Raw genomic sequence first — 26450 nt, 5'->3', positions numbered from 1 at the left:
AGTATGAAATAAACAACCAATAAACAACAAAAAGGGCAGCTATTGGCTGCCCTTGTTTTTAGCGTTTTTCTGCAAGCCTGAGTTGTTTAACTTGCGGCTTTGCTTTCTTTTTGCATTGCGGCTGAAGCATCGATTACTTCAGAGCCTTGAGACTCTTCTTCTCTTTCTTTTAATAATTCATTGAAAGCAATACGAGCTTGTTGAGCTTCTTCAGATGCCGCAAGCTTGACTTCTTTCGCAGCCATCGCTTCGGTAGTGAGGCGGTCTAGCTCTTTTTGCATCTCACTTGGAATGTCACCAAGCTCTAAACCATTGTCACCATAAGTGAGCGCTTCCTCGCGGATCTGTTTTTTCAATTTCCAAATCGCTTTGAGGGCTTCGCGCTCATCATTAGCCGCTTCAATAGCGGTGGCTTTTAACTCTTCAAATTTTGCCAGAGCCATACCTTCAGTCGACCAAGGATCCACTTCGGGTAAGTCTTCGATATTGATCACAGGATCTTGGTAACCGTCTTGGTGCGATAAGTCGAGAGAGGCAGCTTTGATGATGGATAGCATCAACATGGCGACGATGGCAATTAAAGGTAAGCCTCCGACAATCGCTGCTGTTTGTAGTGTCGATAAGCCACCCATAAACATCAGTACCGCAGGCATAAATGATAGCGTAAATGCCCAGAACAAACGGTTCCAACGCATTGGCTCTTCGGTTACATCATTTTGTACCACAGAGGCTAAGATGTATGAGATTGAGTCAAAGGTGGTGGCGGTAAATAGAACACATAAAATAGTAAATACCGCAATGACAAATGTGCTCATCGGCAGCTGTTCTAAAATGGAGAAGATAGCGGCTGTTGTCCCTTGTTGTTGCAAAATAGCCACTACATCAACTGTGCCAGATAGCTGTAACGACAGTCCGTAGTTGCCTAAGATCATAAAGAACAAGAAGCAACCTAGTGAACCAAAGAAAATAGAACCTGCCACCATTTGCTTAATCGTACGACCCCGTGAGATACGAGCAATAAATAAACCCATGCTTGGCGCAAACACTAACCACCAAGCCCAGTAGAAAATAGTCCAGTCTTGTGGGAAGTGGGTATCTTTAAAGTCTCCGTAGCCACCAAATGGTTCCGCCCAAGACGCCATTCTAAAGAAGTGGGTTAGCATACGGCCTAATGAATCAAGTCCGGTTTCAACTAAGAAGTTGGTTGGCCCGACGACAAAGATAAAGGCAAGTAGGCCAATGGCACCCCAGAAGTTGATGTTACTTAATAGTTGGATACCTTTGGACATCCCGGCATAAGCAGAATAAGCAAAAATCATGGTACACACGAGTAGTACCCCAAGTTGCACCATGGTGGTTTTAGGAATACCAAATAAGTTATTCAAACCTTCGGTGATAAGTGGCGCAGCTAAACCTAATGTTGTCGCACCACCACCAAGTAAACCGAAGATAAATAGTACATCGATGGTTTTACCTAACCAACCGTGAGCGCGTTTTTCACCAATGACAGGCATTAAAGCGGCAGACACTTTTAGTACAGGTTGTTTACGCACATAGTAGAAGTAGGCGATTGGAATGGCTGGAACTAAATAGATTGACCACGCAATCGGGCCCCAGTGGAAAATACCATAGGTAGCAGCCCAGCGAATCGCTTCATCACTGCCAGGTTCTAGTTGGAATGGTGGGTTTAGATAATAAAAGGCCCACTCAATGGTGCCCCAATATAAAATACTGGCCCCAATACCGCCACAGAACAACATGGCTGCCCATGAGCCAGTTTTAAACTCTGGCTTTTCATCCGGCTCACCCAGCTTAATTTGGCCGATATCGGAAAAAATAATATAAATCATAAAGAAGAATGCCGCTAACCCAAGAATCAGGTATAGCGTACCGACTTCATCGGTCATGAAGGTTTTGGCGATGGCGATCCATTCAGCGCCTTTTTCGGGGAAAATCAATAAAGGTACAACGGCTGCGAATAATACGAATAACGCACCAAAGAAGGTGGGTTTATCAATTAAAGCAAAGGGATTTTTTTGCGTGCTCATAATAGCTACTCCTAAGCAAAATACGACAATCCATTAATTAAAATGCCACCTTTAAATTGTGGCTTCACATGAAAAATAACACTTTTCATATAAAATAATAAGATTAAAGTCTGATTTTTTGTCTTTTTTGATTTTTTAATTTGATATTTATTGATTATGTGGATTTTTATGCTTAATGCATTTTTCTGGTGTATGTTAGTGGCTTTTATCATTAGCTCCAACAACCTGCGCACTAGATAAAAAGGTTTGGAACCGCTTAACATTGTTAGAACGAATTTTTTGATAGAAAGAGGAGTGTGAACTTAGATTCCGGCTCCTTTTTTTTGTTTTCAATATTGACATATCTTAGTTTAGATAAATGGCAAGAAAATAGCTTGAAAATACGTTATATCTCATTAAAAATCGCTTAACTTCTATTATCTCAGTGATCATATTTTTCACTTTTATTTAAAGTATATTTCTTGTGTGATTATTTAACGTATTGAATATTAGTGGTTTTTATATTCTTGTGTTTATTTGTGAGAAGTTAGTTTTCATTTTTAGATGGTGAGTTGTTGTTTGTGTGTAAGCATAATGTTCTAAATGTAACTAGATGTTTGTAAATGTAATGTTTGCACATGCTTGTTGTGTTTTGTTGTTTTCCTCTGCGTGTTTTTCTTCGTTTTTTCTCTTTAGATCGGCAAGTTAGACATTGGAAATAACAAATAAAAAGCAGTAAATGTTAGTTAACATGCCGCTAAATGTGGCTATTGGTTAATAAAACTGCGTTGTTTACCACTCGGTTGTTTCGTTTATATCCACAATGTGACAGCAACCCTTAAACATCGAGAATTAGAATGGAAGCCTCAAGATATAAAAGTATCTTGTCACGAGTGGGGATGCTTAGTGCAGCCCTTCTTTTGTCAGGGTGTAAATCTGCTTTGCTTGATCCTAAAGGGGTCATTGGCATTCAAGAAAAAGAACTGATCATCACCGCATTATTGCTGATGTTGATCGTGGTTATCCCCGTCATTTTAATGACAGTCTTTTTTTCTTATAAATACCGTGCTAGCAATACCGATGAAAAATATGATCCAGAATGGGCGCATTCAACCAAGATTGAAGTGGTGGTGTGGACTGTTCCTATCATTATTATTGCCATTTTAGGCACCATCACTTGGCGCACCACTCACGAATTAGAGCAATCTAAACCGCTAGTGAGTGAAGTCGATCATATGACCATTGAAGTTGTTTCTTTAGATTGGAAGTGGTTGTTTATTTACCCTGAACAACATATTGCAACGGTGAATTACGTTGCTTTCCCTAAAGATGTCCCTGTTAAGTTCAAAGTTACTTCAGACAACATCATGAATTCTTTCTTTATTCCTCGTCTTGGCAGCCAGATCTATGCGATGCCAGGCATGATGACTAGTGTTCATCTTATGGCGAATGAAGCAAATGATTATAAAGGTATTTCGGCTAGTTATAGTGGTGACGGTTTTTCTGGGATGAAATTTACAGCCCATGTTACTGACACGCCAGAGCAGTTTAATGACTGGGTAAACAGCGTTAAATCGAATAAGAATGCCTTAGTCATGAATGATTTTGACGGCTATCGCCAGCTTGCTAAACCAAGTGAAAATGTACCAGTAACGTATTACTCAAGCGTTCCTGAGCATTTGTTTGCCGATGTGGTTAAGCAGTATAAAGGTTCTCTGAATTCATCCGATGAAGGTATGAATCAAGGGCACCATATGGACATGGCACAACATTAAAGGGTAGGAAATACTATGTTTGGAAGTATCTTTGGAAGACTTTCCCTCGACAGCGTGCCATACCATGAACCCATTATCGTGGTGACATTGGCAGTGATCGCTCTGGTAGGGATAGCATTAGTTTCAGCCATTACTTATTACGGTAAATGGCAATACTTATGGTCAGAATGGTTTACGTCGATTGACCATAAAAAAATTGGTTTCATGTATATTGCGGTTGCATTAATCATGTTGATTCGAGGTTTCTCGGATGCCGTGATGATGCGTAGCCAACAATTGCTTTCTTCTGCAGGAGAGGCAGGCTACTTACCTCCTGAGCACTATGACCAAATCTTCAGTGCTCACGGTGTGATCATGATTTTCTTCGTGGCGATGCCTTTGATCATTGGTTTGATGAACATTGTCGTACCACTGCAAATTGGTGCACGTGATGTGGCATTCCCATATTTGAATAACTTGAGCTTCTGGTTATTTGTGGTAGGTGTGATTCTGACTAACGTTTCTTTAGGTGTGGGTGAGTTTGCTCGTACCGGTTGGTTAGCGTACCCACCTTTGTCCGGTATTAAAGCCAGCCCAGGTACTGGAGTTGATTACTGGATTTGGGCACTGCAAATATCGGGCGTAGGTACTACGTTATCGGGTGTGAACTTCTTCACGACGATTATGCGTATGCGTACACCATCAATGCCGTTAATGAAGATGCCAGTATTCACTTGGGCTTCATTATGCGCCAATATCTTAATTATTATCTCTTTCCCAATTTTGACAGTGACCATTGCGTTACTGACGCTTGACCGTTACATCGGCACCCATTTCTTCACTAATGATATGGGCGGCAACATGATGATGTACGTCAACTTAATCTGGGCATGGGGACATCCGGAAGTTTACATCTTAGTACTGCCGATATTCGGTGTGTATTCAGAAGTCGTTGCAACGTTCTCTCGTAAGAAGCTATTCGGCTATACCTCATTAGTTTGGGCTACCGTGGTTATTACCATCTTAGCGTTTGTGGTTTGGTTGCATCACTTCTTTACCATGGGTTCAGGGGCGAACGTTAATGCCTTCTTTGGTATTGCCACCATGATTATCTCGATTCCAACTGGGGTTAAGATCTTCAACTGGCTATTTACTATGTACCGTGGTCGCGTTGAGTTTACTTCTCCAATGCTTTGGACTATCGGGTTCCTGATCACCTTTACCGTTGGTGGTATGACAGGGGTATTGATGGCGGTTCCAGGAGCGGACTTCGTTCTACACAACAGCTTATTCTTGATTGCTCACTTCCATAACGTAATCATTGGTGGTGTGGTATTTGGTTGTTTTGCTGGTGTGACTTACTGGTTCCCGAAAGCAACAGGTTTCACGCTTAATGAAACATGGGGCAAACGTGCCTTCTGGTGCTGGATCATCGGCTTCTTATTTGCCTTTATTCCACTATACGCACTTGGCTTTATGGGGATGACTCGTCGTTTGAGTCAACACATTGACCCTGAATACTTCCCGTTATTAGCTACGGCAGCGTTCGGTACCTTCATTATTTTCTGTGGCGTACTGTGTCAAGCGATTCAATTTATTGTGAGTGTGCGTGATCGTGAACAAAATCGCGATTTAACGGGGGATCCGTGGAATGCTCGTACTCTTGAGTGGGCAACTTCATCACCACCGCCATTTTATAACTTTGCCAAAATCCCGAAAGGCGATGAAATTGATGCGTTTTGGTATCAGAAGCAACGTGGCGAAGCAGGTGTAGAGGCTAAGTTGGCTGAACAAGAAGAATACGCTCCAATTCATATGCCGAAAAATACCGCGACAGGTATGGTTATTTCTGGTTTTGCTTTGATCTTTGGTTTCGCCATGATCTGGTATATGTGGTGGTTAGCTGCCGTTGGTTTCATCGGTATTGTCGTGACTGCGATTGTGCATAGCTTTAATGAAGATCGTGATTACTATGTCTCGGTTGAGGAAATTAAAGCAATAGAAAATGCGCATAAAGAGCAGTTGAGAAAAGCAAAATCTCAGCAAACAGCCCCATCGGGTGATGATGAAGATATGGAGGTCGATTATGCACGCTAATACTGCGGTTGAGCATGGTCATCATGATGATCACGATCATCATGACGCGAATGAGATGAAGCAATATGGCTTCTGGATTTACTTGATGAGTGACTGCATTCTATTTGGTAGTTTGTTTGCTACTTATGCGGTACTCGTAAATGCCACTGCTGGTGGGCCAACAGGTAAAGATATTTTCGAGCTGCCATTTGTGTTTGTCGAAACTATGCTGCTGCTATTAAGTAGTATCACTTTTGGTTTCGGTATTATTGCGATGAAACGTGAAGATGTCGCTGGCTTAAAACGTTGGCTACTGATCACCGCATTACTCGGGCTTGGCTTTATCGCGATGGAAGTCTATGAATTCCATCATTTGATTGAAGAAGGTTTTGGGCCACAGCGTAGTGCGTTCTTATCGGCATTCTTTACTTTGGTCGGCACGCACGGATTACACGTAACTTTTGGTCTTATTTGGTTGTCTGTATGCTACTTCCAATTAAGCTCTAAAGGGTTGAATGATTTAATGAAAGGCCGTTTTTACTGCTTAAGTTTATTCTGGCACTTCTTAGATATCGTTTGGATCTGTGTATTCACTATCGTGTACTTACTAGGGGTGATCTAATGTCAAATTCAGCAGTATCAAAAGACCACCAAGACTCTGGTGCTAAAGGCTATATTATTGGTTTTATCGCTTCATTAGTGTTGACGATTATTCCGTTTTATTTTGCTTACACTGGTGTGTTATCACGCGAGGCGACGATCGAAATTTTGATCATTACCGCAGTGGTTCAGTTATTGGTTCATCTTGTGTATTTCTTACACATGGATAGCTCTGAAAAAGGCCGGTTTAACGCACTGTCTTTTGCGTTTACGGCCGTGATCGTTTTCATCGTAATTGCAGGTTCAATCTGGATTATGTGGAACTTGAACCATAACATGATGATGTAGGTTGTAACTCATGTTGAAAGAATACGTATCCATCACCAAACCCGGCATTATTGTTGGCAATTTGATCTCTGTTTTAGCAGGTTACTTTCTAGCGGCTAAATCAGAGCCTGCTACATTGAGTTTGCTGTTGTTTACTATGCTAGGCGTGGCGTTGGTCATAGCCTCTGGCTGTGTGATTAATAACATTTTTGATCGTGATATCGATTTTAAAATGTCACGAACTCAGAATCGCACCATGGTGAAAGGTGGAATCAAGGCTGATCACGCCTTTCTTTACGCCTTGGTGATGTTACTGGCAGGTACTGGATTGCTGTATAAAATGGCCAACCCATTATCAGCAGTAATGGTGCTGCTTGGATATGTGTTTTACGTATTCTTTTATACCATGTGGTATAAGCGAACCTCGGTATACGGCACTTTAGTCGGCAGTGTATCGGGGGCGATTCCACCATTAGTGGGCTATCTTGCCGTGACTAATTACATTAGTTTTGAAGCGGTATTACTGTTTAGCTTGTTCTGTTTATGGCAAATGCCGCACTCGTATGCGATTGCCATGTTCAGAATGCAAGACTATGAAGACGCGGGTATTCCGGTACTTCCAGTCGTAAAAGGAATACAGCGCGCTCGTCAGCATATGATGGCATATGTAGCGGCATTTTCGTTGGTTGCACTTGGTCTGTATGCTTTTGGGCACACTGGCTATGAGTATTTAGCGGTCGCTGCATTATCTTGCTTTGCATGGTCAAAAGTAACCTTTCGAAGCATGGATGAATCGAATTATATTCAATGGTCTAAATCGGTATTTAAGACGTCACTATTAGTGGTTATGGCATTTAGCTCAGTGCTCGGTTTAGAGTTGATACCATTGTCATTTTTGTAGACGATTATTTGAAAAAGGCCAACTTGAAAACGACCTTTTCAAGTAAATTTACATTTCAAAAATGATGGTTTAGTTTTTCATGAATGTAAGCATAATGGATGGAATGTAATCAAGATGTTGCGTACTGATTGTTTTATTTGCTTGTTGTTTAAATAGTCAGATTCCGACAAATTGTTTGCTGTAAATTGAGCGTCGCTGAAATGTATTTAGGCTTAAAATCCTAGTCGTTTCAATTGGAATAGCGATGTATCTCTCTGGGAAAACCTAGTGAAACTCCAAGTTGACTAGTGAAAAATGAAAAAACACCAAACCTCCCCAGTTTGGTGTTTTTTTATATGTATCTATCTAATAATTCAGTTTATGAATCAAATAACACTCGCCTAAAAATTAAACACGAATTACACTCATCCGCCGTTCTGACCTCTTTGGTTTTCTCTATGTATCTGTTTAGAGAAGAGAGGCAGCGTGTATTTTTTAAAGGATAAAAATGAACGTTGTTTTGACTGAAGATGTGATTGATTTGCCTTTGGTGAATGAATCACTATTCCATACTATGGCCGAAAATATTGCTCATCAAGGTTATAGCATTCACCCTAATGCACTTCCTCTTAATTTACTCAATCAATTGCATCACCATGTACATAGCATGCCTGATGAGAACTTTAAACGTGCAGGAATTGGCCGTGAAGATAAACTGATGCTCAATCAGTTTGTGCGTAAAGATGAAGTGTGTTGGATTAATGGAGAAAGCGAGGCAGGGCAAGCATGGTTGAGTTGGGCTGCCGAATTACAACGCTACTTAAATCGACACTTATTTTTAGGGCTTTTTTCATTTGAAAGCCACTTTGCTCATTACTCACCGGGGGATTTTTATAAAACGCATAAAGATGCCTTTAAGGGAGAATCTAATCGTATTATTAGCTTAGTGGTGTACTTAAACCCCGATTGGATTAAAGAAGATCAAGGGGAATTAGTGATCTATCGAGAAGAGAGCAGCGATGAGCTTGTACGTGTCACTCCTAGCTTTGGGACGGTTGCTATTTTTCTCAGTGAAGACTTTCCTCATGAGGTACTACCTGCTAATCGTGATCGTTATTCAATCGCGGGTTGGTTTCGAGTGAATGGTTCGGGAGTAAATAAAGTCGACCCACCGCGATAACGCTGTTTACTATTCTAACCCTCAAATCTTTTACTAACCTTAAGTATTGATTGTTTAAATGAATGCTTGAGGTTAAGTGGTTTATTTATATAGATAAAAATATTTTTATGAAAACGATCACTTACACTTACTAAGGTATATGATATGGAAAGGTAAGTTTATAAAGGATATTCAGAATTGAAAAGAGCATGGATTGAAGAGTGGTTTCCCGGCTTATCTCAATTAAAGTCTTATGAAAGAGCTTGGCTTGGCGATGATATAAGAGCGGCACTTTCGGTGGTCGCTGTTGCCTTGCCCGTTGCGATTGCTTATGCGCAATTAACCGGGGTAAGCGCGATAGTTGGTTTGTATTCCTGCGTTTTACCTATGTTAGTTTATGCCTTAATGGGAACCTCCAAACAATTAATTGTTGGCCCAGATACGGCAACTTGTGCGGTGATTGCGGCCGTGGTGACACCGCTTGCTGCTGGCGATACGGTTAAGCATTGGCAGTTAGTTATCACCATGACAGCCATGACCGGTGTGTGGTGTTTGATTGCGAGCCGATTTAAACTCGGTGTATTTGCAGATTTTCTTTCTCGTCCTATTTTGCTTGGGCTACTTAATGGTGTATCGATCACCATCATAGTTAGTCAGTTTTTTAAAGTCTTCGGTATTACCTATAACCAACCGAACCTCATTGAACAGGTGTGGGAAGCGCCTTCGCAATTGGTCAATATTCATTGGCAAACACTGTTAGTAAGTGCCATGACAGTTGGTGTTTACATTTTTTGTAAGAAGCTACGACCAACTTGGCCTGCCGCGATGCTCGCAATCATTATTTCTAGCCTTTTCGTTTGGCTTGGCGATTTCCAATCGGTTGGTGTGGGTATTGTCGGAATGGTTGAAGGTGGACTACCGGTTTTTCAAACTCCTGAATTTGATATAGGTCTAAGCCGAGAGTTAGTGATGCCTGCACTTAACTTAGCGATGGTGAGTTTTGTTAGTATGATGATTACCGCGCGTAGTTTTGCCGCTAAAAATGGTTATGATATTGATGCGGATAAAGAATTTCGTGCACTTGGTATGATCAATATTGCTTCGGCGTTTTCTCAAGGTTTTGTGGTCAGTGGTACCAGTTCAAGAACGGCAGTGAATGATGCCAATGGCGGTAAAACGCAGCTGGTTTCCATTATTTCTGCTGCCATTATTGCTATTGTGGCGGTGATTGCTTATCAACCATTACAGTTTATTCCTGTCGCCGCGTTAGGTGTCGTCTTGATTGTAGCGTCAATATCGTTAATTGATTTAAAAGGTATTTGGGGGCTACGTAAGCGAGATAAGGATGCATTTTATTTATCCAGCATCACTTTTATTGCCGTGTTGGTAATTGGTGTTATTCCGGGGATTACGCTGGCGGTATTGCTTGGATTGTTCCAATTTTTGCGAATTATAATGCGTCCTACTGATCAAGTACTAGGCCTTGACACTAAAGGGACTGTGAGAAGTTTAGGTAAATCAGGAAAAGCCAAAGCGATTCCAGGTCTCGTGATTTATCGTTTCAATTCACCGTTAACCTACTTTAACGCTGCGCACTTTAAACGGCGTTTATTATTCCAAGTGGCTGAAGCAGGCTCTAATGATGTTAAATGTGTGATTATTGATGCGGTGGCAAGTTTCACTCATTTAGATCTGACAGTGATGGCTGTGATCAGCGATATCCAAGTTATCTTAAAAAAACGCGGTATTCGCTTAGTGTTTGCAGGTCATAAGCGGCGTCTTAAGCAATGGTGTGATTTGGCTGGAATTAAGGTTGGAGAAGAGGGCATTCGACTGCGTGCAGATATGTACCTCGCCATTAAGATGAGTGGCTGTTACTTAGAAGCGGTAAGTGAAGGCCAAGTCCCTGAAGTGGTAAAAGAAAAATTACCGGAAGAAAGGGAGCATGCACCTGCTGAGGTATAACGATATAAATAAAAACGAGCTCGTAATGAGCTCGTTTTTGTACTAGGTCAGTGTTATCAAATATCAAACATCTTGACGAATTAAGTAGTCAAAAGCACTTAAGCTTGCTTTAGCGCCATCACCCATCGCAATGATGATTTGTTTGTAAGGCACTGTAGTTGCATCGCCTGCAGCAAAAACGCCTGGTAGGCTAGTTTCGCCGCGATCATTTACGATGATCTCACCACGTTCAGAGAGTTTTACTTCACTATCTTTTAACCATTCGGTATTTGGAACTAGGCCAATTTGGACAAAGATACCTGATAGCTCGATTTCTTTGATTTCATCGGTGTTGCGATCTTTGTATTTTAGACTCGTGACACGTTTACCATCACCAATCACTTCAGTGGTTTGAGCCATGGTAATAATATGGATATTAGGTAATGAATTTGCTTTATTAATCAGTACTTGGTCTGCACGTAGTACATCTGCAAATTCCAGTACCGTGACATGCTCTACAATGCCAGCAAGATCAATCGCTGCTTCAATACCTGAATTACCGCCACCGATCACTGCAGTACGTTTGCCTTTGAATAATGGTCCATCACAGTGTGGGCAGTAAGCGACACCTTTATTACGATACTCTTGCTCACCCGGTACATTCATTTCACGCCAGCGCGCTCCTGGGCTAAGGATGATACTTTTACTTTTTAATGTAGCACCACTTTCAAGTGAAACATGAATAAGGCCATCTTCATTATGAGTCGCCCCCATAATTTTATCGGCTTGTTGCTCGGTTACCACATCAACATCGTATTCTTTTAGATGTTCAGCCAGATCGGTTGCTAGTTTTGGCCCTTCAGTGCGTTTCACTGAAATAAAGTTTTCAATCGCCATGGTATCCATAACTTGTCCACCAAAGCGCTTGGCTACTACGCCAGTGCGAATGCCTTTGCGGGCAGCGTATAGAGCTGCGGCACTACCTGCAGGGCCACCGCCGACCACTAGCACATCATATGGCGCTTTTTCGTTTAAGCTAGCAGCGGCTTTTTTGGCTGCTCCATCATCAAGCTTTCCAAGAATTTCATTTAGCGTCATGCGGCCTTGGCCAAATAACTCACCATTCACAAAGACACTTGGTACGGCCATGATGTCGCGTTTTTTCACTTCATCTTGGAAGAGCGCGCCGTCAATCATGGTGGTGCGAATGTCAGGATTAATAGCGGACATCATATTGAACGCTTGAACGACATCTGGGCAGTTTTGACATGACAGAGAAATAAAGACTTCCACATCAAGCTTTTTGTCCAGTTGGTGGATTTGCTCAATCGTTTCACTTTCCAATTTAATTGGATGACCACCGGTGTGCAGTAGGGCTAAAACTAACGAAGTAAATTCATGGCCCATTGGTAAGCCAGCAAAGCGTAATTGCGTACCTTTATCTGGGTTAACCACAGACATAACGGGCTTACGGTCGCTTGCTGCATCATCGCGTAAGACGGTAATAAATTGGCTTAACTCAGCAATTTCGTTAGCCAGTGCAAGAATATCCTGTGAAGCTTTGCTTTCATCTAGGCTAACCACTAGTTGGATATCATGTTTTATATTGGCTAAATACTGTTCTAATTGTTGTTTGATCGCTTGTTCAAGCATGGTATGACACCTTACATTCTTTAAATTAGAGTGGTTACTCTGGATAAAATCTAAAATGAAAATGATTCAGGGGGAGAGCGAATCAGCAACATAGGTCGTCAGAAGTAATATTGCCGACCCGCTCTCTATTTATCAGTCAGTAGCGGGGGACTACCGACTGTTTACTATTTATTGTGGCTAATTAAATTTTGCCTACTAGGTCAAGAGAAGGGGCTAAAGTCGCTTCTCCTTCTTTCCACTTCGCAGGGCATACTTCACCTGGGTGTGCAGCTACGTATTGTGCAGCTTTTACTTTACGAAGTAGGTCTTCTGCATCACGGCCAATACCTTCGGCTGTAATTTCCATCGCTTGAATCGTACCTTCTGGATCGATAAGGAATGTTGCACGGTCTGCAAGACCTTGACCTTCACGCATAACACCAAAGTTGTTAGTGATGTTGCCTGTTTGGTCACCTAGCATGTAGTACTGAATTTTTCCGATAGTCTCAGAGCTATCGTGCCATGCTTTGTGAGTGAAGTGAGTATCGGTTGATACTGAGTAAACTTCTACACCACGTTTTTGTAGTTCTTCGTAGTGGTCAGCAAGGTCTCCTAACTCCGTTGGGCATACAAACGTAAAATCTGCTGGGTAGAAGAAAAATACCGCCCATTTACCTAATACGTCTTTTTCTGAAACCTCAACAAACTCGCCGTTTTTGAATGCTGTTGCGTTGAATGGTTTGATTTGAGTGTTAATCATAATATTGCCTTTCCTTTTTTTAAAATTCTAAAGTCTTTCTGAAATCTAAAGGGGCAATGCGTTATTGCGCCTCGTTTGTTGCTTACGGGAAGTATATTCACATTGTTTGAATGTTTTGAAAAATAGATTGTTCTTATTGTATTGATAGGCTAATCCTATTGTCTGTAGTGAGAGAAGGGAGTAGCTTAATTGAGTCAATAATATCTAATTGGCTATAAATGAGATAAGCTAGGCTGAATTCTCCTTTTCTATAAGTAGCCCCACCTCTGTAATGAAAATACCTAAACAAATGCAATCTTTAGTTGAAGATGGCGTCGTTGATGACGTAATTAGCCAACTTATGAGTGGCAAAGAAGCGTCAGTCTATATCGTGCGTTGTGGCGATGAAATTCGTTGCGCCAAAGTGTATAAAGAAGTCAATCAACGTAGCTTTAAGCAAGCGGTGCAATATAGAGAAGGGCGCAAAGTAAAAAATAGTCGTCGTGCTCGTGCCATGGAAAAAGGCTCAAAGTTTGGTCGTGGTGAACAAGAAGCCGTGTGGCAAAGTGCAGAAGTGGATGCGTTATATGCTTTGAAAGCGGCTGGAGTCAGAGTACCTGAACCTTACGGTGTCGTTGATGGTGTTTTGTTGATGGAACTGATCACTGACGAAGAAGGATTTGTTGCTCCTCGTTTAAATGATGTTTCTATGTCAGCGGAGCAAGCCTTAGAAGATCATGATGAAATGATCGAGTACATCAAACGAATGTTGTGCGCAGGTATCATCCATGGCGATTTGTCAGAATTTAACGTGCTGGTGGATGAATATGGCCCTGTTATCATTGATTTACCCCAAGCCGTCAATGCTTCTGCTAATAACAATGCAGAGTGGATGTTTGCTCGTGATGTTAACAACATGCGCAGCTATTACGGCCAATATGTTCCAGAACTAGAGCAGACTGAATACGCCAAGGAAATGTGGCAACTTTATCAAGCCGGGGAGTTATTTCCCGATACTAAACTGACAGGTTTGTTTGTAGAGTCAGACGAATTAGCTGACGTAGAATCCATTCTAGATGAAATTGATGCGGCAAGGTTAGAAGCTGAAACTCGTGAATTAAGAAAGAGTGAATCGGAACAAGAATAAAAGAAAAGCGGACGCGGGTTAAAATCCCGCCAGCGCATCTGAATCCGATTCTAGTTTTTAAAGTATAAAAATCAAAAAGGCCGCTAAGTATGAGAACTTAGCGGCCTTTCCAATCGATTGGTGGAGCTGGCGGGATTTGAACCCGCGTCCGAAAATCATCCATCATTGGTACTACATGCTTAGTCGATCTTTAATTTCACCACCGACCTGCGAACCGACACGCTAGTTGATGGCTATCCTGAATTATTTTTAATGCTTTGTCTCTCAGGCTGGAGACTCCACACGAGTTTGTTTGGTTTTGACTCTCTGTTATTCCCCGTCTTACAAACGGAAGCTAGGGCAGAAAGGCTCTCAGCAGGTTATTAAGCTGCTAGTGCGTAGTTTTCGTCGTTTGCGACTATTTTTTTGCGGCTTTTAACGTGGCAAACCGCCCCACGACATGCACCTCAGACTTACAAATTCCCGTCGAATCCTGAATCAGCCCCAAGGGTTGTTTGATTGATTTTGAACTACTCATCAAAATGTCAAACTTGCGCTTTCACGCTTTGTATCTTTACTAAGTATTGTGATACTCGATACTTCAAACGCATAGTAACATAAAACCTTTAAGAGTCTAGTGACTTGCGTTTAAGTGGTTAACATTAACCCACTTGTTGTTTATTACTTGGAACAGAGTGTTAGCGTAAGCTGCTCTTCATAATTCGAGCTTTGTCACGCTGCCAATCTTGGTTCTTTTTATCATCGCGTTTGTCGTGAAGTTTCTTACCTTTCGCGACACCAATTTTCATTTTTACCCAAGATTTTGACCAGTAAAGCGATAGGGCAACTAATGTCATGCCTTCTCTATTCACTCGACCAAACAGGTTATCTAATTCTCGGCGGTTTAGTAATAATTTACGAACACGTGTCGGATTAGCAACAATGTGGGTAGAAGCTTGTTGAAGTGGTATGATTGAGGCGCCACTTAGGAATGCTTCACCATCGCGAAGAAAGACGTAGCTTTCTGCGATATTGGCTTTACCTTGACGTAAAGATTTTACTTCCCAACCTTGCAGCTCAAGACCAACTTCTATTTCATCATCAACGAAATATTCGTGTCGAGCTTGCTTGTTAAGAGCGATAGTATTACTACCGGCTTTTGATTTTGATTTTTTCTTTGCCATAATGGCCTCATTATACGGATTGCTTTTATTTTGGCGAATCCTTTTGTTCGATTCTTGATAATATTTTGTTTATTTTCGAGAATTTGCTTCATGGCTCAAATTAGGAAGAAGTATGCCCCAGGTTAATCGTTCGGCATTAGTGTCGTTTAGTGCTCAGCAAATGTATGATTTGGTCAATGATGTTGAAGACTACCCTGAGTTTTTACCTGGATGCTCAGGCGCAAAGTTGATTGAATCTAGTCACACCGCTTTGGTTGCTTCTGTTGATGTGTCTAAAGCGGGGATTAAGAAAACGTTTATCACATCCAATACTATGGAACCAGGCCGTAAAATTACTTTAGCACTCGTGGATGGGCCATTTAAATCGTTATCGGGGTATTGGTTATTTACACCACTTGATGACTTCGCATGCAAAGTAGAATTATGTTTAGAGTTTGAATTTTCCAATAAGTTGATTGAAATGGCGTTTGGTAAAATATTCAATGAGTTGACGAATAATATGGTGAACTCTTTTACTCAACGAGCAAAGCAAGTTTATAGTAATTGATTGGCAAGTTGCCATTACAGGTGAGAAAGAATGACAGAGCAAACAGGTGGGGCTTCTCTGATTCATGTTGAGGTGGTGTATGCACTACCGCATGAACAAAAGGTGTTTGAGCTCGCGGTATCAGAAGATTTAACTGTTCAGGAAATTATTGAACAATCAGGTGTGCTAGCCAATTATCCTGAAATTGATTTAGCCAAAAATAAAGTTGGTGTATTTAGTCGAAATGTAAAACTCGATTCGACGGTGCGTGATAAAGACCGTATTGAAATTTATCGACCTTTACTGGCAGATCCAAAAGAAATTCGCCGTAAACGAGCGGAGCAGGCAAAGAACCAAAAAGCTTAAGTTTGATTCATCTAACCTCGCTGGAGGTTAGGTTATGTAGCTTTTTAGATAGTGATAAAAAAAATGGCCTATCAAGTGATGTTTTAGTAAACACTTGATAGGCCATTTTGAGTATATGGTGATTAGTTCAATGGGGTATTGAAATCTGGGCTCAATTCAAAATCACCCGAAGCTTCAGTTAATGTCTGATTTTGAGGATCAAATTTCACAATAAAGTTTTTCTGAACTGGGTCGTCATGACCATGAGTAAAATGATAGATGTAGTACCAAGTGTCAGGGTAACCATTTTCAACCAACATCGGAGATCCTAGAACAAACTGAACTTGTTCTTTGGTCATACCTACACGAAGTTTATTGACATCAGGTTGCTCAATATAATTACCTTGAGCAATGTCGATGCGATAAACCAAGCGTTCGAGTACGCTACAGCCGGATAATATCGTTAAAACGAAAGGGATAATGAGTATCCACTTTTTAAAATGCATAGTGGTTTCTTTGAGTTAAAGGCGAAAAACTTGCTCGATGATAAACAAGCCAAGCAAAGAAGTAAAAGCCCGTAGTGTTAAACATGCAAAATAAGACTGAAAATTTAGAGTTTAGTTGCAAACTTTAAATAGAAATTAATAATTCCTCCCGAGACCCGAGACCCGAGACCCGAGACCCGAGACCCGAGACCCGAGACCCGAGACCCGAGACCCGAGACCCGAGAGTGTTAAGCTGCAATTAATAGTTCTTTAGCATTTGCTTTGGTTGAATCGGTAATTGTGCTTCCCCCAAGTAAGCGAGCTAATTCATCAATGCGTTGATTCTCATCGAGTTGGTGAATACGAGTTTCGGTTTTTCCTGCTTTTGCTTGTTTAGCGACAAATAATTGTTGATGACCACAGCCTGCCACTTGAGGTAAGTGAGTGACACATAAAACCTGAGTAGATGCACCAAGTTGGCGTAACATTTTGCCGACAACACTTGCAGTTGGACCACTGATACCGACATCAACTTCATCGAATATTAGGCTTGGTGTTTGAACTTTTTGTGCCGTAATAACTTGAATAGCCAAAGAAATTCGAGATAGCTCACCACCAGAGGCGACTTTTGCTAATGCTTGCAATGGTTGGCCTGGGTTAGTCGAAACTAAGAAATTTATTTGGTCTACACCTAGTGGCGCAGCATGCTTTTCATCTTTTATCACATCAATACAGAATTGCGCTTTTTCCATACTCAGCTCGTGCATGCTTTGAGAAATAAGTTTATTCAGCTCTTTTGCATAACGGCTGCGGCTTTTACTGAGTTTTTCCGCTGCAACCAAGAATGCTTGGTACTTTTCGTCGACATCTTTTTCTAACTGTTCGAACTTTTCATCAGAGCAATCTAGAGCCTCTATTTGCGCTTTTACATCCTGATGATATTGATATAGTTCTTCCGGTCGAACGTGGTGTTTACGTGCCGTGCTCATCACTTTGCTAAAGCGTTCTTCGACTTCTGCTATTCTCGCTGGATCCACATCAATATTATCAGCGTAGTGCCTTAATTCTGAGTTGGTTTCTTCTATCTGAATCATAGCTTCCGACAATAGGTTCGGTAAGTGGGATAATGATGGATCTAATTCGGCAAGCTCACAAAGCGAATTACTAACAGAATGAAGAAGCCCTAACGCATTCACGTCTTCACTTTCGTACAATTCATTAATGGTTTGCTGACAAATAAGTGCAATTTGACCACTGCTAGACAACACTTTATGTTCTTGTTCTAGGTCTTCAAATTCATTTTCAGATAATGCTAATTCATCTAGTTCTTTGACTTGGTACTCAAGTAGTTGCTTCTGAGCTAAGTTTTCTTGGCTATTGGCGCGTAAGCTTTTTAGCTGATTTCGAAGCTGACGCCAATCGGAGTAGTGTTTTTTACTTGCTTGGATCAACTGTTGGTGGCCCGCGTATTGATCCAATAGAGTTAGCTGATGTTCTTGTTTCATCAGTAAATGATGAGCGTGCTGCCCATGAATGTTGACTAAATTTTGGCCTAGTAATTTCAATTGTGATAATGGCACTGGATTGCCATTAATAAACGAGCGAGATCGACCTTCATTAGTAATGATGCGTCGAATAATACATTCTTCGCCATCCAGTAATTCGTTATCTTCTAACCATCGAGTGGCATTAATGTTGTTATCAAGAATGAAGGAGGCGGTGATATCGGTTTTATCTTCGCCGGGACGCACCATATTGCTATCGGCCCGTCCACCTAAGCATAAGCTTAATGCATCAATCGCAATAGATTTACCAGCACCAGTTTCACCGGTAATGGTCGTCATTCCTTTGAAAAGCTCTAGCTGTAAAGACTTAACAATTGCAAAATTATTAATACTTAAATGGGAGAGCATAAATCCACCTCGAAAAAAGATAAAACAAATCACTGTATGTAAAAACAGTATATACTGGCTTTTTATACAGTAAAGTTTTTTTGTGTGAATTTTTTGCTTAGTCATAAAAGTGCCCAAATGATCACAAAATCACTTGGGCATTTTTTAGGTTTGCTTAAATGAAAATCGGTCGATAAGTGACAGGTTTTTGGTTAAAACAGCTTGCTTGACCAGCCTAGTTTATGGCGCAAGACATGATAGTAACTGTAATCTTCAGGGTGAATTAACTTTAAAATACTTGGGCTTTGGAAGATTTGGATTTCATCGCCCGGTGAAACTGGAAGTGAAATCTGCCCGTCGCAACTGACTTCTTGAGTGCCTCTATTATCAGGGGAGACAACGAGTTTAATTTTTCGATTACCGTCAACCACTAAAGGTCGGCTGGATAAAGTGTGCGGGAACATTGGAACCAATGAGATTGCATTTAAACTAGGGGATAGGATCGGACCTCCGCCAGAAAGTGAATAGGCAGTAGAGCCGGTTGGTGTCGAAACAATTAACCCGTCAGAGCGTTGTGAAAAGGCGAACCTATCATCGATATAGACTTCAAATTCAATCATATGAGCAATTTTACCAGGGTGTAAAACCACTTCGTTTAATGCTGAATTATGGCTTTTTACATGACCACTTCGATGAACTTCCGCTTCTAACAAAAAGCGCTCTTCAACTAGATAGTTTCCCTTGAGAACATTCAGTAACGCTTCATGAAAATCTTCAGGATTAAGATCGGTTAGAAAGCCTAAACTACCTCGGTTTACGCCAATCACTGAAATATCAAAACGAGATAATATACGGGCTGCCCCTAACATATTTCCATCACCACCGACTACTATTGCTAAATCGGCTTGTTTGCCAATATTGAGCAAACTAGAAAATACGTCTTTTGGAATGTCATCTAAAATGTCGATCAATCGGTCATCAATTAATACGGTATAATTTTGTTCTGTAAGCCAATGAAAAAGCTCTTTATGCGTTTGCACAGCTTTATGGTCGCGAGGCTTACCAATAATGGCGATAACGTTAAAAGGCTTCTGCATAGGTATCAACTCTATTGATGAAAAGGGGTTGCCGCTATTTTATCAAGCATATTTATTAAGCATAGTGAAAGATAAACACACTCTACGCTTGAATCATAAATCTTCATCCCCATAATATACCCAAGCAACCTCAAGATGCGAGTTTCAGCAAGAATAAAATAAGCTTTAGGCAAGGCAAATTGAATATGATCATAGTTATTTTATCTCTATTTAATTTAACGCCGCATAAAGCTTGTTTTAACTTGCCCTTCGGGAGCTTCATCCAAACTTTTATTCTACGTCAGATTGGTCTGTAAGGTGAGTACATGACTTCACCAATCTTCCTTGAGTAAAAGCTTGGATGAATGCTCTGAATCTGCATCTTGAGGTCACTTGGGTATAGAGGCAAGTGGAACGACTATGCGAGTATTTTGTGCCTATTTCGGTGGGACAAACGTATAGTGTTGAATATATTCTTGGAGATATCATGACTACAGAACATAACAAACCGCAAGATGAAGAGCTTAAAGCTGAAGAAGTACAAGTTGAGCAAGAGCTTGTTCAAGATGATGCCCAAACAATTGGTGGCGAAGGTGACCTTGATTGGAATGAAGAAATTGAGCAGATTGAACAAGAAGCTTCAAGAGTTATCGAATTAGAAGCCGCTTTGCATGCTGCGGAAGCGCAGGTAAAAGAGCAGCAAGATTCGGTATTACGTGCAAAAGCTGAAGTTGAAAACATGCGTCGTCGTTCTGAACAAGAAATTGATAAAGCTCGTAAGTATGCATTGAATAAATTTGCCGAAGAATTATTACCGGTTATCGATAACCTAGAGCGCGCATTACAAGCTGCTAACCCTGAAGATGAAGCCGTTAAGCCGATTCTTGAAGGTGTTGATATGACCCACAAATCTTTCGTAGATACGGTGGCTAAATTTGGTTTAGAGGCCATTAACCCTGAAGGTGAAGCATTTAACCCTGAATTGCACCAAGCGATTGGCATTCAAGAAAGCCCAGATCATGAATCTAATACGGTAATGATCGTGATGCAAAAAGGCTATCAATTAAATGGTCGAGTCATTCGTCCTGCCATGGTTATGGTTGCTAAATAACGTCATAAAAGCCTGGAAGTTTGTTAGAAAGATCACCTTTTGACAGAAGAAAAGTGATCACTTTCAAAATTTTTGGGTAACGGCTTAGTCTGATAACGAATGATTATGAAAGTGTAGGGAATAATGTTCTCTACACTTTTTTCGTTTTAGGAGCTTATATGAGTCGTTATATTCCTGCCGATGATCGCTATCAAAAAATGAAATACCGCCGTTGTGGTCAATCTGGGTTACTTTTGCCTGCGGTTTCTTTAGGTTTGTGGCATAACTTTGGTGATGATACTAGCCATCAAAATAAGCGCGAAATTTGCCAAACCGCGTTTGATAACGGCATTACGCATTTTGATTTAGCCAATAATTACGGCCCAGAGCCGGGCAGTGCAGAGCGCGCTTTTGGTCAAATTTTAAAAACAGACTTTTTAGGTTTACGCGATGAATTGGTCATTTCGACGAAAGCGGGCTACCACATGTGGGATGGCCCTTATGGAGAGTGGGGGTCACGTAAATATTTAATTTCTTCATGTGATCAATCGTTAAAACGCATGGAGATTGATTATGTTGATATTTTTTACTCGCATCGTTTTGATCCTAATACCCCATTAGAAGAAACGATGGGTGCACTTGATCATATCGTTAAATCTGGTCGAGCTTTATATGTTGGGATTTCTTCATATAACTCGGAATGTACACGTAAGGCGGTTGAGATTTTAAATGATCTTGGAACGCCGTGCTTAATTCATCAGCCAAGTTACAGTATGTTGAATCGCTGGGTTGAAACGGATGGCCTAAAAGAGACGTTAAAAGAATTAGGCGTCGGTTCTATTGCATTTAGTCCTTTAGCTCAGGGGATGTTGACCACGAAATACCTCAATGGTATTCCAGAAGGCAGTCGAGCCACTCAAGGTAAGTCGTTGCAACAAAATATGCTGACCGAGAACGCGATTGAAAAAATTAAAGCCCTTAATAATATTGCCCAACGACGTGGACAAACGCTTGCTCAGATGGCTATTTCTTGGGTACTGCGCAATGAAGGTATCACCACTGCATTAATTGGTGCTTCAAAAGCATCACAGGTCTTAGATTGTGCCGGTGCGATTCATCATTTGGATTTTACTCAACAAGAGCTAGATGAGATTGATTTGTATGCACAAGATGAAGCCATCAACCTATGGGCTAAATCTTCACAAACGTAGTCAAATAACTTCTTCATACGAAGCTAGTCGCTTATTAGTGGGTGAATAATCAAGCTGTCTCTTCCATGGGGCAGCTTTTTTATTGACCTAATTGTTTTGAAATAAGGAGAAAGACGTTAATTTTTTTATTTTTACCCTTGAAAAGCATTTTAGTGCCCTTATCTATTGAGCATACAGAAACACGTAATGCGAAATGCAAAACAAATTAGCTTACAGGGTTGAATCCCAATTCTGAGCCCCCATCTATTTGTTATAAAATAGCTGGATATAGCAAAAACTGAATAACTGAAATTCTTTGGAGAATGTCAAATGGGTAGAATCATTGGTATTGATTTAGGTACAACTAACTCATGTGTTGCGGTACTAGACGGCGACAAACCACGCGTAATTGAAAATGCTGAAGGCGAACGCACAACAGCATCAGTAGTAGCTTACACAGATGGCGAAACATTAGTAGGTCAACCTGCAAAACGCCAAGCGGTAACTAACCCTGAAAACACATTGTTCGCAATCAAACGTTTGATCGGTCGTCGTTTTGAAGACGAAGAAGTTCAACGTGATATCGAAATCATGCCTTATAAAATTGTTAAGGCAGATAACGGTGATGCTTGGGTTGAAGCGAAAGGCCAAAAAATGGCGGCTCCTCAAGTTTCTGCTGAAATCTTGAAAAAAATGAAAAAAACCGCTGAGGATTTCCTTGGTGAAGAAGTAACCGCAGCCGTTATTACGGTTCCTGCATACTTCAACGATGCTCAACGTCAAGCAACAAAAGATGCTGGTCGTATCGCAGGTCTTGAAGTGAAACGTATTATCAACGAACCAACAGCAGCAGCGCTTGCTTATGGTCTTGATAAGAAAGGTGGCGACCGCACTATTGCTGTTTACGACCTTGGTGGTGGTACATTCGATATCTCTATTATCGAAATTGATGAAGTTGAAGGCGAGAAAACATTCGAAGTTCTTTCTACTAACGGTGATACACACCTAGGTGGTGAAGACTTTGATACGCGCCTAATCAACTACTTAGTATCTGAGTTTAAAAATGAGCAAGGCATCGATCTTAAGAAAGATCCACTAGCGATGCAGCGTGTGAAAGAAGCGGCTGAGAAAGCGAAGATTGAACTATCTTCTGCACAACAAACAGACGTGAACTTACCATACGTAACGGCAGATGCGACTGGTCCTAAGCACATGAACGTAAAAGTAACGCGTTCTAAACTAGAATCTCTAGTTGAAGACCTAGTTCAACGTTCACTTGAGCCATTAAAAGTTGCGCTTGCGGATGCTGACCTATCAGTAAGTGAGATTACTGACGTTATCCTAGTGGGTGGTCAAACTCGTATGCCTATGGTTCAGAAGAAAGTTGCTGAATTCTTTGGTAAAGAAGCGCGTAAAGACGTGAACCCTGATGAAGCAGTGGCAATTGGTGCTGCCGTTCAAGGTGGTGTTCTTGCGGGTGACGTGAAAGACGTACTTCTACTAGACGTGACGCCTCTATCTTTCGGTATCGAAACGATGGGTGGTGTAATGACGAAACTGATTGAGAAAAACACAACGATTCCAACTAAAGCGAATCAAGTATTCTCAACAGCAGAAGACAACCAAAGTGCAGTAACGATTCACGTATTGCAAGGTGAGCGTAAGCAAGCGTCTTACAATAAGTCTCTAGGTCAATTTAACCTAGAAGGCATTAACCCTGCACCACGTGGTATGCCTCAAATTGAAGTAACTTTCGATTTGGATGCAGATGGTATCTTGAATGTGTCAGCGAAAGATAAAACGACCGGTAAAGAGCAAAAAATCACGATTCAAGCGAATGGTGGCTTAACCGACGAAGAAATCGAAAAAATGGTACAAGAAGCCGAAGCTAACAAAGAAGCGGACAAAAAGTTCGAAGAGTTAGTAACGACTCGTAACCAAGCTGACCAAATGATTCACGGTACTCGTAAGCAAGTGGAAGAAGCTGGTGATGCACTTCCTGAAGAAGACAAAGTAAACATCGAAAAAGCAATTGGCGAGCTAGAGCGTGTTAAATCTGGCGACGACAAAGAAGCGATCGATGCGAAAGTTCAAGAGTTAGCAACAGCAGCTCAAAAACTGATGGAAATTGCTCAGCAAAAAGCACAATCACAGCAAGCTGAAGGTGGCGAGCAAGCTAAACCTGAAGATGATGTTGTTGACGCTGAGTTTGAAGAAGTTAAAGACGAAGACAAAAAATAATCCGCGTTGATTATTGTTAAGTCTGTCGCTCTTTATTGATTAAAGAGCGAATGATACGAAACTGCGGGCGTTTAGAGTTTGTCTCTCACGCCCGCAATTTTCGATCTGTTAGTCGTCAAATATCTGAAGGCAAACGAAAAATGAGCGCCTTGTCCTGCTAGATAATCACTTCTACTTCGCATCAGTTTGCAATGAAAGGGCGGGTGTTTAGGGGTATATCGGATTATCTAGCTAGATATAGCTTTTTTATAGTTAAAACATACACCGATAAGCTGTGCTTGTTGGTTAAAAGAAATTGGTGAACTGAGCATGTCAAAACGTGATCTTTATGAAGTATTAGGTGTCAGCCGTGATGCATCAGAGCGCGATATTAAAAAGGCGTATAAACGTCTTGCGATGAAATATCACCCAGATCGCAACCAGGAAGCGGATGCATCTGACAAATTTAAAGAAGTTAAAGAAGCGTATGAAGTTTTAACTGACCCACAGAAAAAGCAAGCTTACGATCAGTACGGCCATGCTGCCTTTGAACAAGGTGGCATGGGCGGCGGTGGCTTCGGTGGAGGCGGCGGCTTTGAAGACATGTTTGGTGATGTCTTCGGCGATATCTTTGGCGGCGGCCGTCGCGGTGGTCAACAGCGCGCCCAACGTGGTGCCGATTTACGCTACAACATGGAGCTGTCTCTTGAAGAAGCGGTTCGAGGCTGCGAAAAAGAGATTAACATTTCGACACTAACTGAGTGTGAAGTGTGTGATGGTAGTGGTGCCAAAGCTGGGTCTAGCTCGCAAACTTGTGGTACTTGTCATGGACATGGCCAAGTTCAAATGCGTCAGGGCTTTTTTGCTGTACAACAAACGTGTCCTACCTGTAATGGTCGTGGTCAAATCATTAAAGATCCATGCGGTGCGTGTCATGGCGAAGGCCGTAAGAATAAGAGCAAAACATTAAATGTTAAAATTCCGGCAGGTGTCGATACCGGTGATCGCATTCGTTTAAATGGTGAAGGCGAAGCTGGAGAGCGTGGTGCTCCTGCTGGCGATTTATATGTACAAGTCCATTTGAAAGATCATCATATCTTTGAGCGTGACGGTAATAACTTACATTGTGAAGTACCAGTAAGCTTTACTTTAGCGGCATTGGGCGGTGAAGTTGAAGTTCCAACATTGGATGGTCGCTTTAAGCTTAAAGTGCCTGCTGAGATGCAGACTGGTCGCATGTTCCGTATGCGCGGCAAGGGTGTGAAATCAGTACGCGGTGGTGCGACGGGTGACTTAATTTGTAAGCTGGTAGTGGAAACACCGGTGAAATTAAGTTCTCGTCAGAAAGAACTATTGCGTGAATTGGAAGATTCTTTTGGTGGAAAAGAAGCGAGCCAAAAGCATAAGCCCAAATCGGATGGTTTCTTCAATGGCGTAAAGAAGTTTTTTGATGATTTAACGAGTTAATCGTCAACTTTGATATGAATAACAAAGCCCTTGCTAGCGATAGTAGGGGCTTTGTTGGTTTACGACTCTCGGTGTTCGGGCGTTTCATTGCTCGTTGCTCGGTAAAGAGCGATTTTTAGTAACGTGAAGAGACTAAGAGCAACTATTGACAGATATATTTTTCAGGCGATGCTTTTATTCTTTTTCGAAAAACGAGCAGCGCAGCGTCCGAGATTCGAGTAACGCATCTCAATTCCAGCATCTATCCACATTAACTCCACCTTTTTTGGCACTTCCTACTGAACCTGCATTCATCTCTAGTGTGCCGCATTTGTCTTTATCCTGTCCCAAAGTTGATTGTGGTGTGGCTTTAATCACATAAAGGTCAATGCCACTTGCACCGGAAGTGATAGACAATTTATAGCGGTCAGTATCGGTTTGGCAGCCTAAACGAGAGTTACACGTCCCCGCAGTATTATCGACAACCGTATAATCATAACTGCCACTTTGGGTACGATGCTGCTCAAGCTCTAATTGAATTTTCATCATATCGGACATGACAGAAGCCCGGTGACTTTTCAGCACATGCTCTTGATAACTAGGGTAGGCGATGGCGGTCAAAACACCAAGAATGGCTAGAGCGATCAATAATTCGATCAATGTCATTCCTTTTTGTCTTCTGCTGTTTTTCTTGCATCGATTTATTCGAATCATTTCTATTACTTCCTGTTA

Annotated in this window: 22 protein-coding genes and 1 other RNA gene; 14 read left to right on the top strand and 9 right to left on the bottom strand. The window is 41.4% G+C overall.

The features are described from left to right. Positions 1 to 86: 86 nt before the first annotated feature. On the bottom strand, positions 87 to 2048 hold the full coding sequence (locus VRUMOI_RS09445; RefSeq protein WP_089140491.1) for a BCCT family transporter: 1962 nt from the start codon (positions 2046 to 2048) through the stop codon (positions 87 to 89). Positions 2049 to 2884: 836 nt separating this feature from the next. Here VRUMOI_RS09445 and cyoA point away from each other — a divergent pair. The 7 genes from cyoA to VRUMOI_RS09405 all read left to right on the top strand — a co-directional run bounded on the left by cyoA (position 2885) and on the right by VRUMOI_RS09405 (position 10788). After that, entirely contained in the window at positions 2885 to 3802 is a 918-nt protein-coding gene (cyoA, locus tag VRUMOI_RS09435) for a ubiquinol oxidase subunit II (RefSeq protein WP_089140493.1), read from the top strand. A 27-nt stretch (positions 3803 to 3829) separates the two neighbouring features. After that, complete coding sequence (gene cyoB, locus VRUMOI_RS09430) at positions 3830 to 5878, top strand: cytochrome o ubiquinol oxidase subunit I (RefSeq protein ID WP_089140623.1); 2049 nt, start codon at positions 3830 to 3832, stop codon at positions 5876 to 5878. Next, positions 5868 to 6479 (top strand): cytochrome o ubiquinol oxidase subunit III, encoded by a 612-nt coding sequence (cyoC, locus tag VRUMOI_RS09425; protein ID WP_231897444.1) that lies wholly within the window; start codon positions 5868 to 5870, stop codon positions 6477 to 6479. Before cyoB ends, cyoC begins: the two co-directional genes overlap by 11 nt. Next, a complete protein-coding gene (cyoD, locus tag VRUMOI_RS09420; protein ID WP_089140495.1) occupies positions 6479 to 6805 on the top strand; it encodes a cytochrome o ubiquinol oxidase subunit IV in 327 nt (108 codons plus the stop codon). The genes cyoC and cyoD overlap by 1 nt, the downstream gene beginning before the upstream one ends. A gap of 10 nt (positions 6806 to 6815) precedes the next feature. Then, positions 6816 to 7685 carry a heme o synthase gene (cyoE, locus tag VRUMOI_RS09415; RefSeq protein ID WP_089140496.1) on the top strand — a complete coding sequence of 290 codons (870 nt, stop codon included), beginning with the start codon at positions 6816 to 6818 and terminating at the stop codon, positions 7683 to 7685. A gap of 487 nt (positions 7686 to 8172) precedes the next feature. After that, positions 8173 to 8844 carry a 2OG-Fe(II) oxygenase gene (locus VRUMOI_RS09410; protein WP_089140497.1) on the top strand — a complete coding sequence of 224 codons (672 nt, stop codon included), beginning with the start codon at positions 8173 to 8175 and terminating at the stop codon, positions 8842 to 8844. A 177-nt stretch (positions 8845 to 9021) separates the two neighbouring features. Continuing rightward, positions 9022 to 10788 (top strand): SulP family inorganic anion transporter, encoded by a 1767-nt coding sequence (locus VRUMOI_RS09405; RefSeq protein WP_089140498.1) that lies wholly within the window; start codon positions 9022 to 9024, stop codon positions 10786 to 10788. A gap of 63 nt (positions 10789 to 10851) precedes the next feature. Here VRUMOI_RS09405 and ahpF read toward each other — a convergent pair whose 3' ends face one another. Together ahpF and ahpC are read right to left on the bottom strand one after the other, a co-directional pair. Next, positions 10852 to 12420 carry an alkyl hydroperoxide reductase subunit F gene (ahpF, locus tag VRUMOI_RS09400; RefSeq protein ID WP_089140499.1) on the bottom strand — a complete coding sequence of 523 codons (1569 nt, stop codon included), beginning with the start codon at positions 12418 to 12420 and terminating at the stop codon, positions 10852 to 10854. A gap of 181 nt (positions 12421 to 12601) precedes the next feature. Continuing rightward, on the bottom strand, positions 12602 to 13159 hold the full coding sequence (ahpC, locus tag VRUMOI_RS09395) for an alkyl hydroperoxide reductase subunit C (RefSeq protein ID WP_089140500.1): 558 nt from the start codon (positions 13157 to 13159) through the stop codon (positions 12602 to 12604). Positions 13160 to 13430: 271 nt separating this feature from the next. On the opposite strand from ahpC, the gene VRUMOI_RS09390 reads away from it, so the two are divergent. Continuing rightward, positions 13431 to 14285 carry a PA4780 family RIO1-like protein kinase gene (locus VRUMOI_RS09390; RefSeq protein ID WP_089140501.1) on the top strand — a complete coding sequence of 285 codons (855 nt, stop codon included), beginning with the start codon at positions 13431 to 13433 and terminating at the stop codon, positions 14283 to 14285. A gap of 118 nt (positions 14286 to 14403) precedes the next feature. Here the strand turns inward: VRUMOI_RS09390 and ssrA are convergent. Continuing rightward, positions 14404 to 14770: a transfer-messenger RNA gene (ssrA, locus tag VRUMOI_RS09385) on the bottom strand. 192 nt (positions 14771 to 14962) lie between these two features. Continuing rightward, on the bottom strand, positions 14963 to 15448 hold the full coding sequence (smpB, locus tag VRUMOI_RS09380; RefSeq protein ID WP_089140502.1) for an SsrA-binding protein SmpB: 486 nt from the start codon (positions 15446 to 15448) through the stop codon (positions 14963 to 14965). 112 nt (positions 15449 to 15560) lie between these two features. Here smpB and VRUMOI_RS09375 point away from each other — a divergent pair, with 112 nt between their 5' ends. Further along, positions 15561 to 15995: an SRPBCC family protein gene (locus tag VRUMOI_RS09375; RefSeq protein WP_089140503.1), complete on the top strand. Its 435-nt coding sequence runs from the start codon at positions 15561 to 15563 to the stop codon at positions 15993 to 15995. Between the two features lie 30 nt (positions 15996 to 16025). Further along, positions 16026 to 16340: an RnfH family protein gene (locus VRUMOI_RS09370; protein WP_089140504.1), complete on the top strand. Its 315-nt coding sequence runs from the start codon at positions 16026 to 16028 to the stop codon at positions 16338 to 16340. 122 nt (positions 16341 to 16462) lie between these two features. On the opposite strand, the gene bamE is transcribed toward VRUMOI_RS09370, so the two are convergent. From bamE to nadK, 3 genes are all read right to left on the bottom strand, one after another. Beyond that, on the bottom strand, positions 16463 to 16825 hold the full coding sequence (gene bamE / locus VRUMOI_RS09365) for an outer membrane protein assembly factor BamE (protein ID WP_089140505.1): 363 nt from the start codon (positions 16823 to 16825) through the stop codon (positions 16463 to 16465). 227 nt (positions 16826 to 17052) lie between these two features. After that, positions 17053 to 18717: a DNA repair protein RecN gene (recN, locus tag VRUMOI_RS09360; protein WP_089140506.1), complete on the bottom strand. Its 1665-nt coding sequence runs from the start codon at positions 18715 to 18717 to the stop codon at positions 17053 to 17055. A 191-nt stretch (positions 18718 to 18908) separates the two neighbouring features. Next, positions 18909 to 19793, bottom strand: coding sequence for an NAD(+) kinase (gene nadK, locus VRUMOI_RS09355; protein ID WP_089140507.1), 885 nt, complete (start codon positions 19791 to 19793; stop codon positions 18909 to 18911). Positions 19794 to 20259: 466 nt separating this feature from the next. Between nadK and grpE the strand changes: the two genes are divergently transcribed. The 4 genes from grpE (at position 20260) to dnaJ (ending at position 25739) form a co-directional block, all read left to right on the top strand. After that, the gene (gene grpE, locus VRUMOI_RS09350) at positions 20260 to 20883 is read left to right on the top strand and encodes a nucleotide exchange factor GrpE (protein WP_089140508.1); all 624 of its coding nucleotides are present in this window, start codon (positions 20260 to 20262) and stop codon (positions 20881 to 20883) included. 158 nt (positions 20884 to 21041) lie between these two features. Continuing rightward, positions 21042 to 22073 carry an L-glyceraldehyde 3-phosphate reductase gene (gene mgrA, locus VRUMOI_RS09345; protein ID WP_089140509.1) on the top strand — a complete coding sequence of 344 codons (1032 nt, stop codon included), beginning with the start codon at positions 21042 to 21044 and terminating at the stop codon, positions 22071 to 22073. A 309-nt stretch (positions 22074 to 22382) separates the two neighbouring features. Next, positions 22383 to 24293 carry a molecular chaperone DnaK gene (gene dnaK / locus VRUMOI_RS09340; protein WP_089140510.1) on the top strand — a complete coding sequence of 637 codons (1911 nt, stop codon included), beginning with the start codon at positions 22383 to 22385 and terminating at the stop codon, positions 24291 to 24293. A gap of 309 nt (positions 24294 to 24602) precedes the next feature. Next, positions 24603 to 25739 carry a molecular chaperone DnaJ gene (gene dnaJ / locus VRUMOI_RS09335; RefSeq protein ID WP_089140511.1) on the top strand — a complete coding sequence of 379 codons (1137 nt, stop codon included), beginning with the start codon at positions 24603 to 24605 and terminating at the stop codon, positions 25737 to 25739. Between the two features lie 228 nt (positions 25740 to 25967). Here the strand turns inward: dnaJ and VRUMOI_RS19595 are convergent, their stop codons facing one another. Beyond that, complete coding sequence (locus VRUMOI_RS19595) at positions 25968 to 26432, bottom strand: type IV pilin protein (protein ID WP_089140512.1); 465 nt, start codon at positions 26430 to 26432, stop codon at positions 25968 to 25970. Positions 26433 to 26450 lie beyond the last annotated feature (18 nt).

The sequence above is a fragment of the Vibrio rumoiensis genome, from assembly GCF_002218045.2.
Taxonomy (GTDB): domain Bacteria; phylum Pseudomonadota; class Gammaproteobacteria; order Enterobacterales; family Vibrionaceae; genus Vibrio; species Vibrio rumoiensis.
Note: the sequence above shows the minus strand (reverse complement) of the source record. Positions and strands in the feature narration are given on the sequence as shown.